The organism is Neobacillus drentensis (assembly GCF_036962765.1).
Classification (GTDB): Bacteria; Bacillota; Bacilli; order Bacillales; family Cytobacillaceae; genus Neobacillus; species Neobacillus drentensis_C.
In genome coordinates this window covers 293-12,098 of record NZ_JBALOS010000030.1, presented here as the reverse complement: position 1 = coordinate 12,098, position 11,806 = coordinate 293, and the positions used below count along the sequence as shown (strand labels likewise).

The window sequence follows — 11,806 nt, the reverse complement described above, 5'->3', positions numbered from 1 at the left end:
CTATGCGAAAATTGCCTTAATAAAATAGGAGGGTGAATACACATGAGTAGTGTTTTACAGGCAAAGGAACGGAAAGAATTCCGTCACTCCGCATTAAAGCAAATTAGAACAAATGGAAATATCCCAGCGATTATTTACGGATCAAAGGTTGATAGTAAGCCTGTCTATGTAAGTTCAACTGATTTAACCAAAACGATCCGGCAAGTGGGCAGAAATGGAATCATCTCTTTAGATGTGGACGGCAGCAAACAGGATGTCATCTTAACCGATTACCAAGAGGATTCTATTAAAAAGGAAATTATCCATGTTGATTTCTTGGCTGTCGATAAATCCTCTAAGATTCATGTAGAAGTAAGACTTGTTCTCACTGGTGATGCAGCAGGTGTAAAAGATGGCGGCGTTTTACAGCAGCCGCTTCATCAATTATCGATAACATCAACACCGGATAATATCCCGCAGCAGATTGAAATGGATGTAACGAACCTGCAGGTCGGCGAAACGCTAACCATTGCCGACATTCCATATCAAGGATCTTCTTTCACGATCAACCATGAGAACGATGAAGTGATCGCTTCGATTCTTCCTCCTAAACAGGAAGATGAAATTAACTCTGGTGAACAACAAGAAGAAGGACATCCTGATAAGGAAGAAGGAAGAGAGACTACTCCAGAATAAAAAGACATCTATACTTGGGCTAGACATTGTTCACTGTTCACTGTAAATTAAGAGTAGCAAGGCGTAATCTTTAAAAGGTTACGTCTTTTAACGCATTACGATCCCATGGGAGAAAAAGCGATGTTTCGAAAACTATTTAAAAGGTTGGCTAAACCGGAAGAGGTGGGACCCAGAATGAAATTAATTGTTGGTTTAGGTAACCCTGGAAAACAATATGAACAGACTAGACACAATATTGGATTTGAAGTCATTGACTCACTATCAAGTGAATTTGCCATTCCGCTTAACCAGTCCAAATTTAAAGGATTATATGGATTGGGTTTTTATAATGGTGAAAAGGTTATTTTGTTAAAACCACTTACCTATATGAATCTATCTGGAGAATCGATCCGAGCGGTCATGGACTATTATGAAATTGATCAAGAAGATTTGCTTGTGATTTATGATGACCTTGACTTGCCAGTCGGAAAGATTAGACTAAGACAAAAAGGAAGTCCAGGCGGTCATAATGGCATTAAGTCAACTGTAGCTCATCTTGGGACCCAGGAATTTAACAGAATCAGAATAGGGATTGACCGCCCCCAAGCAGGAATGAGCGTGCCTGATTATGTCCTGGGCCGATTCCGTCCTGATGAAAAGGCTCCGATGGAGGAGGCAGTGAAAAAAAGTGCAGATGCCTGCACAGCGTGGCTGGATAAACCTTTCTTGCAGGTAATGAATGAATATAATCAGTAATGGCTGGTTTTCGTAATGATTATTGTTTTTCGTATANNNNTTTTCGTAAGAACATTAGCAAAAATGGCTTAGTAATCTTAGTAAATGCATCTGTTTAAGCTCCATACGCAACAAAGTTTACGAAAAGAGCCTCAGTAATGATTCATGATTTACCCATTCGTTTCATACAATAGAGGAATAAAAAGATATGGCGGGGCATTATGAGAGCGATTTCTAACTGAATAAGTTCCTCCTAGAAGGATAATACTAATAAGGAATCCTAAATTAGGGAGGGACAGGCGTGGCCATCCATTACCATTGTCGGCATTGTGGTACGAATCTCGGTACGATTGACAAAGCATCCATACACAGCGAAGCTCTCGGTCTTCATAAATTAAATGATCAAGAAAGACTGGAAATGGTTGCGTATGACTCATCCGGCGATATTCACATCACAGCCATTTGTGAAGACTGTCAGGAAGCTTTGGAGCGGACTCCAGATTACCACCAATACGATTTCCTTATTCACTAACTTTGCTTTGGAGCTTCGTCCAAAGCGTTTTTCTATTTATAATTTACTAATATAAGAATGTTAATCATATGATTTTTGATGGAAGAAGGAGGGGGGAGAAACCTTGAAGGCGTTAAAATCGTTATTCCTCAAGCAGGAAGATGTCCACTCTGTGATTGCAGGGGTGGAAGAAGGATTAAATGAGCAGCTGATTGCCGGGTTATCGGGCTCGTCTCGAACGGTCTTAGCAGCGTCTATTTACGAACAAATGCAAAGACCGATCATGCTTGTCACCCACAATCTATTACAAGCCCAAAAACTTTATGATGATATTGTCAATCTATTAAGTGAAAAGGAAGTTTTTCTGTTTCCTGCCAATGAGTTAATTGCTGCCGAAATGAGCATTGCCAGTCCAGAGTTAAAAGCGCAAAGAATAGAAGCCCTAAACTACTGGAGCAAGCATAGTAAAGGGGTCTTAATTGTCCCAATAGCCGGGTTGAAGAAGATTGTACCTCCTAAGTCTTTATGGAAGAAATACCAACTCTCGTTAAAATTAGGAGAAGATATAGATATCGATCAGACCTTACATACATTTGTGAAAATGGGATATGTTCGGGCCGAAATGGTGACCACACCGGGAGAATTTAGTGTAAGAGGCGGAATCATAGATATTTACCCGCTTACAGAAGCAAATCCGGTCCGGATTGAATTATTCGATACAGAAATTGATTCGATTCGTTCTTTCTCCTTAGAAGACCAACGTTCGAAAGAAAAGGTTTCAGAGATTCTGATTGGACCTGCAACAGAAGTATTGTTAGAGGCAGATCATTATAGCCGTATGGTTGAAAAACTTGAGGTTGGATTAGGGCAGAGCCTTAGAAAACTAAAAGACGATAAAGCCAAAATGCAGCTCTCTCAGAATATTAGTTTTGAATTGGAACAGTTAAAAAATGGGCAAAAGCCTGACCAAGTCTTTAAATACCTGTCACTAGCCTACGATAGGGCTAGTAGTTTACTAGACTACCTTCCAAGTAATGGCCTAGTAATTGTTGACGAAATCAGCCGCGTTCAAGAAATGAATGATTCCTTAGTAAAGGAAGAGGCGGAATGGTACACAAGTTTACTTGGGACCGGTCAGATTGTCCATGATTTACATATTTCTCATGACCTTGCTGTGCTTTTGCAAAAAAAGGAATTGCCTATTGTATATATGTCTTTATTCCTGCGTCATGTAGCCAATACGAGTCCACAAAATATTATTAATGTTTCCTGCAAGCAAATGCAAAACTTCCACGGGCAGATGCATTTATTAAAGGCAGAAGTCGACAGATGGAAAAAAAGCAATTATTCTATTTTATTTTTAGGACCGGATGAAGAGCGGGTCAAAAAGCTGGAGCGTGTCCTTGAGGACTATGAAATTAGTGCGACCGTTACCAAGAGTGGACAACAGCTGCTTCCTGGTAAAGTCCAGATTATGCAAGGAAATCTGCAAACAGGTTTTGAGCTGTCGATCCAGAAAATCGCTGTCATTACCGAGGAAGAACTATTTAATAAACGGGTCAAAAAATCTACCAATCGCCAAAAACTATCAAATGCGGAACGAATTAAGAGTTATTCGGAGCTTAAAGTTGGTGATTATGTTGTTCACGTTAATCATGGAATCGGTAAGTATTTAGGAATTGAAACGCTTGTTATTAATGGAATTCATAAGGATTATCTCCATATCCGTTATCAAGGAACAGACAAACTGTATGTCCCAGTAGAACAAATTGACCTGGTTATGAAGTATGTCGGATCGGAGGGTAAGGAGCCGAAGATCTATAAACTGGGCGGAACGGACTGGAAAAAGGTCAAGAAGAAGGTTCAGTCCTCTGTTCAAGATATTGCTGATGATTTAATTAAATTGTATGCAGAACGGGAAGCAGCGGTGGGCTATCCCTATACCCCTGATGGTGATTTACAAAGAGAATTTGAAACATCCTTTGCGTACCAAGAAACAGATGATCAGCTGCGCTCCATTCATGAGATTAAAAGAGATATGGAAAGGCCGCGTCCGATGGATCGTCTCCTTTGCGGAGACGTGGGTTATGGAAAAACAGAGGTTGCGATTCGAGCTGCCTTCAAGGCAATCGCTGACGGAAAACAGGTAGCATTTTTGGTTCCGACAACGATTTTGGCCCAGCAGCATCATGAAACTTTACGGGAAAGATTTCAAGATTATCCGATTAATATTGGCCTGTTAAGCCGCTTCCGTACGAAAAAACAACAAACGGAAACGATTAAAGGGTTAAAGGCAGGGACGATTGACATTGTCGTCGGCACACACCGCCTGCTTTCTAAGGATATTGTGTACCGTGATTTAGGATTGTTGATTATTGACGAAGAGCAGCGCTTCGGAGTGACCCATAAGGAAAAGATTAAAAAGTTAAAAACGAATGTCGATGTATTAACCTTAACGGCTACACCGATTCCGCGTACCCTGCACATGTCAATGCTCGGTGTCCGTGATTTATCCGTTATTGAAACACCGCCTGAAAATCGATTCCCTGTCCAAACGTATGTAATGGAGTACAATGGATCATTGGTCCGGGAAGCCATCGAAAGGGAACTAGCCCGGGACGGACAAGTATACTTTTTATATAATAGGGTGGAAGATATCGAACGAAAAGCCGAAGAAATATCGATGCTTGTCCCGGATGCACGCGTAGTTTGTGCCCATGGCCAAATGACAGAAAATGAATTAGAAACGGTCATGCTTGGCTTCTTAGCTGGAGAATTTGATGTCCTTGTTAGTACCACCATTATTGAAACCGGTGTGGACATCCCGAATGTGAATACCTTAATCGTCTTTGATGCAGATCGGATGGGGCTTTCCCAGCTTTATCAGCTTCGCGGTCGTGTCGGCCGGTCCAATCGTGTTGCCTATGCCTATTTCACTTATCGAAAAGATAAAGTATTAACGGAGGTCGCCGAAAAGCGTCTCCAAGCCATTAAGGAATTTACGGAGCTGGGTTCCGGTTTTAAAATTGCAATGCGTGATTTATCGATCCGTGGAGCAGGAAATTTATTAGGTGCCCAACAGCACGGCTTTATCGATTCCGTTGGTTTTGATTTGTATTCACAGATGTTAAAAGAGGCAATTGAAGAGCGAAAAGTAAACATCGGAGTAACGGGAGCTGCTGTCAAAAAATCGGTCGAGATTGACCTTGAAATTGATGCCTATATCCCTGACACCTATATTAAGGATGGGCATCAAAAGATAGAGATGTATAAACGGTTTAGAGGTGCCGAAACCCTTGAGGATATAGAAGAACTCGAATCGGAAATGCTTGATAGGTTTGGTGAGTATCCAGAAGAGGTTGCCTGCTTATTTCAAATCGCTGAGATGAAAGTTTATGCTCTTTTAAATGGGGTCGATCAAATTAAACAAATCAAACAGGAAGTCACCATTTTAATAAATGAAGAGGTAACCAACACCATTGATGGCAGTAAGATTTTCCAAATTGGCAGCCAGTTTGGCCGCAATGTGACCCCGGGAATGGAAGGTCCAAGACTGAAAATTGTCATCAAGACAAAGGACTATCCATCTTCACAATGGCTGAATATTGCCTTTGAGATGGTTAAGGGAGTATCCCAAGCGAAAAAAAGTCATAAAAACCCAGTAAATTAAGGCAGCACAAAAAAGGATTTGATTCAGTTATTTAGTTCGAACGAACGATATGAAAAGAAAGAAGCTTTATCCAATTTGGGATAATCCTATGATATTTGAAAAAATATTACGATTATGTATATAACTTTCCAGATGAAAGATACTAAGTTCAAAGTTGGTGATGGTTACAATAAAAGGAAAGATTATCATCGCCAAGTTGAATAATCATCAGATGAAAGTGAGGCAACATTGGATGAAAGCAACTGGAATAGTTCGTCGAATCGATGATTTGGGTCGTGTTGTCATTCCCAAAGAAATACGCAGAACTTTGCGTATACGCGAAGGGGATCCGTTAGAGATTTTTGTTGATCGAGACGGAGAAGTCATCTTAAAAAAATATTCACCTATTAGTGAATTAGGTGATTTTGCGAAAGAATATGCTGAAGCCCTTTTCGATAGCCTTGGAAATCCTGTATTAATATGTGATAGAGATACTGTTATCGCGATGGCTGGAGGTTCTAAGAAAGAGTACTTAAATAAAAATATTAGTGATGTCGTTGAAAAAACGATGGAAGAACGAAATTCAGTCCTGAACAATCAAAAAGGCGACATTGCCTTAGTAGATGGAAATGAGGAAGCATTAACATCCTATACGATTGGACCCATCATTGCAAATGGTGATCCAATCGGGGCAGTTATTATTTTTTCTAAAGAAGGAACTCTCGGCGAAGTGGAACAAAAGGCGGTTGAAACCGCAGCAGGTTTCCTCGCACGACAAATGGAATCCTAAAAAAGACAGCGAGAGCTGTCTTTTTTATTTGACTTCGATAAACCAGCATGTTGATTTCCGCTCCGGGAGCTCAGCGCCAGTCGCCTCCGGGGGTCTCCCTTGACTCGGTCCTTTTGCAGGAGTTTCGCTGTATCCGCATCCGTTCATCATGTGGCAAAATAAACAATCAGCTTTAACATAGCCTTTTATTTAGTTAAAATGGTCTCTTAACATGATATAATAACCTTCGAGTTTGTATTTTTTGGTAGGTGGATGAATGAAGTCTGTGAATCAATCAAAGGCTCTGTTTAGAGGGGCTTTTATCTTAATGCTCGCGGCGTTAATCACCAAAATTTTAAGTGCTTTTTATCGAATTCCCTTTCAGAACATTGTCGGAGATACAGGTTTTTACATATACCAGCAAGTGTACCCGTTTTATGGAATTGCCATCGTCCTTTCCACGACAGGGTTCCCGGTCGTTATTTCTAAGCTATATGCAGAGCAGAAACAAAAAGGTGATGAAGTAAAATCACGGCTCCTGTTGTTTGTCTCATTTATTTATTTGCAATTATTTGGTTTTCTTTGTTTTTTGGTTCTTTATTTTGGGGCAGGCAGGATTGCTGGTTGGATGCATGACCCTCAACTATCCATTCTATTACGGGTTGTCTCGATTGTGTTTTTGCTGTTTCCGTTGATGTCCATCCTGCGCGGCTATTACCAAGGGATTGGCAACATGGTTCCGACTGCCTTATCCCAGGTCGGAGAACAGTCGACAAGGGTAGTAACGATTCTTTTCCTGTCCTATCTGTTTATGGAAAAAGATTATTCACTATATCTTGTCGGCGGCGGGGCCATGTTTGGCTCGATTACAGGCAGTATGGTTTCAGGAATCATCTTGTTTATGTTTTTATGGTTCCGTAAAGAATGGAAGGTAATAGCCCCTAAACTAGGGATGTTTCAAAGCTATGCTGGAGAGGCCAAAATGATCTTCAAGGCACTGGTCTTTCAAGGTCTAACGATTTGTATCAGCGGAATGCTGATGATTTTTATCCAATTAGGAGATTCCTTAAATCTCTTTTCCTTGCTGGTTTCAAGCGGGATAGAACAAGACATGGCTAAGGGGCTTAAAGGGATATTTGACCGGGGGCAGCCGCTCATTCAGTTAGGTACCATTGCGGCGACCTCGATGTCTTTAACACTCGTTCCCTTAATCACAAGGGAACGTTTATCGGCCAAACCGGAGTTTTTACAACGCAAAATTCAAGCAGCGCTTAAAGTAAGTGTCATTATTGGTGTCGGGGCCTCGGCCGGACTGTGGGCGATTATTGAACCAACCAATATAATGCTTTTTGAAAATAACGCTGGATCTGAGGTCTTAGGTGTACTTGGTTTTTTGATTTTATTTACATCGATTACCTCAACAATCATTGCGATTATGCAGGGGCTTGGTGTCATGCTGTTTCCCGCAATCGCTGTACTATGTGCCTTTCCAGTGAAATATATTCTAAATATTGTGTTCGTGCCCATATATGGAACAATGGGTGCCGCCATTGCATCGCTGGTTTCATTAGGACTCGTCACGACTTTGTTATTCGTGCACTTTAAAAAGATAGCACCGTTTTCTCTATTTTCTCTGCACTTTTGGCGGACAGTGTTAATGGCGACAGCGGCAATGGTCCTTTTTTTAAAAGTTTATTTATATATGTGGGGTTCTCATGATGTTGGACGAATCGAGGCCGTCTTTCAATCGTTGAGCTCCGCGATATTGGGTGGATTCCTCTTCTTATTGGTGATGATTAGAGGTAGAGTGTTTCGTGAGGAAGAACTATCATTATTTCCATTTGGAAGTAAATTAATAAAATTAATGGCCCGAAAGGATCGAACTAAATGGTGAAAAAGATTGAAATTCTTGGTTTAGGTGCAGGAGATTTAGAGCAGCTTCCCGTTGGTGTGTATAAGAAATTAGTGAATGCAGGCGAAGTATTTTTACGGACGAAAGAGCATCCCGTTGTTGCAGAATTGGAGAAAGAAGGCTTTACCTATACCTCCTTTGATGCAATTTATGAAAAGCATGATCAATTTGAAGAAGTATATGAAGAAATAGTCCAGACCCTACTGGGTAAGGCTGAACGCGAGACGGTGGTTTATGCTGTCCCTGGACATCCATTAGTGGCGGAGCGGACCGTACAGCTGCTGTTAGAGTATGGCCCACAGCGGTCGATTGAAATGACCATTGGCGGTGGTCAAAGCTTTATTGACGCCTTATTTACGTCGGTGAAAATGGATCCAATTGAAGGGTTTCAATTACTGGACGGTACATCCCTAAACAAAGAGCGGCTGCAAATTGACCAACATATGATTATAGGCCAGGTATACGACCAATTCGTTGCTTCCAACGTAAAATTAACTCTGATGGAAAAATTGCCTGATGATTACATGGTGTATATCGTAACGGCTGCCGGCAGCAGTCAGGAAATCATCGAAAAAGTACCATTGTATAAGCTGGACCGAAATGTTTCAATTAACAATCTAACGTCTGTTTATATCCCGCCCGTCAAAGAGGAACAGATTCTCTTGAAGAATTTTTCAAAGCTTAGGGAAATTATTGCGGAACTTAGGAGTCCAACGGGCTGTCCATGGGACAGGGAGCAGACCCATGAATCGTTAAAAAAATACTTAATTGAAGAAACCTACGAAGTGATTGATGCCATCAATAGCGGTGATATTGACCACTTAATCGAAGAGCTAGGCGATGTGCTCCTCCAAGTCATGCTTCACGCGCAAATTGGTGAAGATGAGGGTTATTTTTCAATTGATGACATTATTGAAGGTTTATCAGCGAAAATGATTCGACGCCATCCCCATGTTTTCGGAACTGGTAAAGCCGGTAACGCAGAAGAGGTTGTTCAAAATTGGCAGGAGATAAAGAAACAGGAAAAGGGTGATGAACCGACTTCTTTATTAGAGGGAGTGTCGATGGCATTACCAAATCTGCTAAGAGCGTTTGAACTCCAAAAGAAAGCGGCCAAGGTTGGTTTTGATTGGCAGGAAATTACCCCTGCCTTGGAGAAAGTGAAAGAAGAGCTCGAAGAATTTGTGCATGAATTAGATGGAACAGAAGAAGGCATGGTCCGAGCAAAAGGGGAATTTGGTGATTTATTATTTGCATTTGTGAATGTGGCTAGATTCTTAAAGATCCAACCAGAAGAAGCTTTGTTTGAAACGAACGAAAAGTTTACCCGCCGGTTTCAGTTTGTCGAGGAAAAGGTCAAGGAAAGCGGCCGGACATTTTCGGAACATACACTCGAACAACTTGACCAGTATTGGGACGAAGCAAAACGAACAGGTATGTAAAAAAGCAGAAGCGCACTGAGCGCTGGAGCTATACAGTAAAGTTACCACGAATATTTCAATAAGGGGGACACAGACATGCGTCTTGATAAATTTTTAAAAGTTTCTCGTTTAATTAAAAGAAGAACGTTGGCAAAAGAAGTATCAGATCAAGGACGAATCGAAATTAATGGAAAAGAGGCAAAGGCTAGTTCAATCGTTAAAGTCGGTGATGAATTAACGATCCGTTTAGGGCAAAGGAAGGTAACGGCGCGGATTGATCGGATTCAAGATACTACCCGCAAAGAAGACGCGGCAGAAATGTATACGATTATGAACGAAGAAAGAATTAGCACATCAGAATCCCCCTTTTAGGAACGGGGTTCTAATTCACCTATCCCTCACATAAAATTTATCAAAAAGGTTGTACAAATGATTGTGAGGGATGTTAATGAGCCAATATTATGAGAGTAATCCGGCAAAGAGCAGTGTTCCAGACCATGATGTCATCATGAGGGGCCGAAAGCTGCTTGACATCACGGGTGTTAAACAAGTAGAAAGTTTTGATAATGAGGAGTTTTTACTCGAAACTTCAATGGGATTTTTAGCGATCAAAGGGCAAAACCTGCAAATGAAAAATTTAGATGTAGAAAAGGGGCTTGTTTCAATAAAGGGGAAAATTTTTGATTTAGTTTACCTCGATGAACATCATGGGGAGAAAGCTAAAGGATTCTTTAGTAAGTTATTCCGATGAACCTTTCGACTCAATTCTTCACATTGCTTTCGATGATTGGAATGGGCACATTGTTTGGGGCAATGTTCGACACCTATCAACGATTTTTAAATCGGCCGAAACGAAAGCAATGGATTGTATTTTTCAATGATTTACTCTTTTGGGTTATCCAGGCCTTGGCTATCTTCTATACCTTGTTTTTGGTCAATAATGGCGAGCTTAGATTTTATATCTTCCTCGCTCTTATTTGTGGATTTGCTGCATACCAGAGTTTATTTAAAGGAATTTATCTTAAGTTACTTGAATTTGTCATAAAATCAATCATCGCGATCAGCCTTTTTATCAAAAAGACTTTCCATCTCTTAATTTATAAACCAATCGTTGGTCTTATTCAGTTACTTATTATGATTATCATTGCGATTGGCAGGGGCCTTTTCTCTCTTGTTAAATTTATTAGCAAGGTATTACTATTTATAGTGAAAATCATATTAGTCCCGTTACAAAAAATCTTGTTCATTTTTTGGAAACTTTTGCCGAAAAGTATTAAAAAATACGTCGAGAAGTTATATAATAGAACGGCAGGAATTTTCAAGAGAATCAGGAATTATATTACTAAGTTTATTAATAGATGGAAAAAACCAAAAGAGTAAGGCGGTGAGGGAAATGGGAGCAGAACAAAAGAGAAGTGTATCTAAGATTCAGACAACCTATGTAAAACAGCAAGAATATGCGGAAATTGCTTCGGCTAGGAAAAAGAAATTATTAGCACGAAGGCTGACGATGTTTTTGGTTTTTGCCAGCATTCTCTCTTACTTCATGATTTCCAGTAACATTTCCCAAACAGCGAAGCTTAATGCTAAAATCGCACAGAAGAAGCAGCTGAATCACGAGTTAACGAAGTTAAAGGATCAGCGAGACATTCTAAATGAAAATATTATTAAATTAAATGATGATGATTATATTGCAAAGCTGGCTAGAAAAGAATACTTTTTCTCCGAAAAAGGTGAAATTATTTTTAATATCCCAGATGAAAACAAGGGAAAATGAACCATTTTATAGTCATATTGACACTGATTTTTTTCTTTTTGTATAATATAGAGTAAGATTGATTTTTTATACTTTTAAGGAGGAACATTCTTTTTATGTCAATTGAAGTAGGCAGCAAGTTACAAGGGAAGGTAACCGGGATTACTAATTTTGGAGCGTTTGTGGAGCTGCCGGAGGGCTCAACAGGACTCGTGCACATCAGTGAGGTCGCTGATAATTATGTAAAAGATATTAATGACCATTTGAAGGTTGGCGACCAAGTAGAGGTAAAAGTCATAAATGTTGAGAAGGATGGGAAGATTGGACTGTCGATTAAAAAGGCAAAGGATCGACCAGAGTCACAGCAAAGATCTAACTCAAACTCACACTCACAACGCC

The 11,806-nt window shown here is 40.3% G+C and carries 12 protein-coding genes; all 12 read left to right on the top strand.

Annotation, left to right across the window (positions count from 1 at the left end):
- The first annotated feature begins 42 nt into the window (after window positions 1-42).
- Window positions 43-675, top strand: coding sequence for a 50S ribosomal protein L25/general stress protein Ctc (locus tag V7137_RS05135; protein ID WP_218351178.1), 633 nt, complete (start codon window positions 43-45; stop codon window positions 673-675).
- 174 nt (window positions 676-849) lie between these two features.
- Window positions 850-1,410 (top strand): aminoacyl-tRNA hydrolase, encoded by a 561-nt coding sequence (gene pth, locus V7137_RS05130; protein WP_335697065.1) that lies wholly within the window; start codon window positions 850-852, stop codon window positions 1,408-1,410.
- Window positions 1,411-1,690: 280 nt separating this feature from the next.
- Window positions 1,691-1,921 (top strand): anti-sigma-F factor Fin family protein, encoded by a 231-nt coding sequence (locus tag V7137_RS05125; protein WP_218351179.1) that lies wholly within the window; start codon window positions 1,691-1,693, stop codon window positions 1,919-1,921.
- Window positions 1,922-2,024: 103 nt separating this feature from the next.
- Window positions 2,025-5,570, top strand: a complete 3,546-nt coding sequence (gene mfd, locus V7137_RS05120; RefSeq protein WP_335697064.1) for a transcription-repair coupling factor — start codon at window positions 2,025-2,027, stop codon at window positions 5,568-5,570.
- 232 nt (window positions 5,571-5,802) lie between these two features.
- A complete protein-coding gene (gene spoVT, locus V7137_RS05115; protein WP_335697063.1) occupies window positions 5,803-6,339 on the top strand; it encodes a stage V sporulation protein T in 537 nt (178 codons plus the stop codon).
- Window positions 6,340-6,595: 256 nt separating this feature from the next.
- The gene (locus tag V7137_RS05110; RefSeq protein ID WP_335697062.1) at window positions 6,596-8,212 is read left to right on the top strand and encodes a putative polysaccharide biosynthesis protein; all 1,617 of its coding nucleotides are present in this window, start codon (window positions 6,596-6,598) and stop codon (window positions 8,210-8,212) included.
- The gene (gene mazG / locus V7137_RS05105; RefSeq protein WP_335697061.1) at window positions 8,206-9,672 is read left to right on the top strand and encodes a nucleoside triphosphate pyrophosphohydrolase; all 1,467 of its coding nucleotides are present in this window, start codon (window positions 8,206-8,208) and stop codon (window positions 9,670-9,672) included. The genes V7137_RS05110 and mazG overlap by 7 nt, the downstream gene beginning before the upstream one ends.
- A gap of 75 nt (window positions 9,673-9,747) precedes the next feature.
- Window positions 9,748-10,023, top strand: a complete 276-nt coding sequence (locus V7137_RS05100; protein ID WP_335697060.1) for an RNA-binding S4 domain-containing protein — start codon at window positions 9,748-9,750, stop codon at window positions 10,021-10,023.
- Window positions 10,024-10,099: 76 nt separating this feature from the next.
- The gene (yabP, locus tag V7137_RS05095) at window positions 10,100-10,402 is read left to right on the top strand and encodes a sporulation protein YabP (protein WP_218351185.1); all 303 of its coding nucleotides are present in this window, start codon (window positions 10,100-10,102) and stop codon (window positions 10,400-10,402) included.
- Window positions 10,399-11,031, top strand: a complete 633-nt coding sequence (gene yabQ / locus V7137_RS05090) for a spore cortex biosynthesis protein YabQ (protein ID WP_335697059.1) — start codon at window positions 10,399-10,401, stop codon at window positions 11,029-11,031. Before yabP ends, yabQ begins: the two co-directional genes overlap by 4 nt.
- A gap of 13 nt (window positions 11,032-11,044) precedes the next feature.
- Entirely contained in the window at window positions 11,045-11,428 is a 384-nt protein-coding gene (locus V7137_RS05085; protein WP_335697058.1) for an FtsB family cell division protein, read from the top strand.
- 95 nt (window positions 11,429-11,523) lie between these two features.
- A partial coding sequence (locus tag V7137_RS05080) for a S1 RNA-binding domain-containing protein (RefSeq protein ID WP_335697057.1) occupies window positions 11,524-11,806 on the top strand: 283 nt, incomplete at its 3' end.

What these genes read in the sequence shown, in the direction of transcription:
- spoVT (WP_335697063.1), top strand. Translation starts at nt 5,803, where the DNA reads ATGAAAGCAACTGGAATAGTTCGTCGAATCGATGATTTGGGTCGTGTT.
- V7137_RS05110 (WP_335697062.1), top strand. Translation starts at nt 6,596, where the DNA reads ATGAAGTCTGTGAATCAATCAAAGGCTCTGTTTAGAGGGGCTTTTATC.
- yabQ (WP_335697059.1), top strand. Translation starts at nt 10,399, where the DNA reads ATGAACCTTTCGACTCAATTCTTCACATTGCTTTCGATGATTGGAATG.
- mazG (WP_335697061.1), top strand. Translation starts at nt 8,206, where the DNA reads ATGGTGAAAAAGATTGAAATTCTTGGTTTAGGTGCAGGAGATTTAGAG.
- V7137_RS05085 (WP_335697058.1), top strand. Translation starts at nt 11,045, where the DNA reads ATGGGAGCAGAACAAAAGAGAAGTGTATCTAAGATTCAGACAACCTAT.
- pth (WP_335697065.1), top strand. Translation starts at nt 850, where the DNA reads ATGAAATTAATTGTTGGTTTAGGTAACCCTGGAAAACAATATGAACAG.
- V7137_RS05100 (WP_335697060.1), top strand. Translation starts at nt 9,748, where the DNA reads ATGCGTCTTGATAAATTTTTAAAAGTTTCTCGTTTAATTAAAAGAAGA.
- V7137_RS05135 (WP_218351178.1), top strand. Translation starts at nt 43, where the DNA reads ATGAGTAGTGTTTTACAGGCAAAGGAACGGAAAGAATTCCGTCACTCC.
- yabP (WP_218351185.1), top strand. Translation starts at nt 10,100, where the DNA reads ATGAGCCAATATTATGAGAGTAATCCGGCAAAGAGCAGTGTTCCAGAC.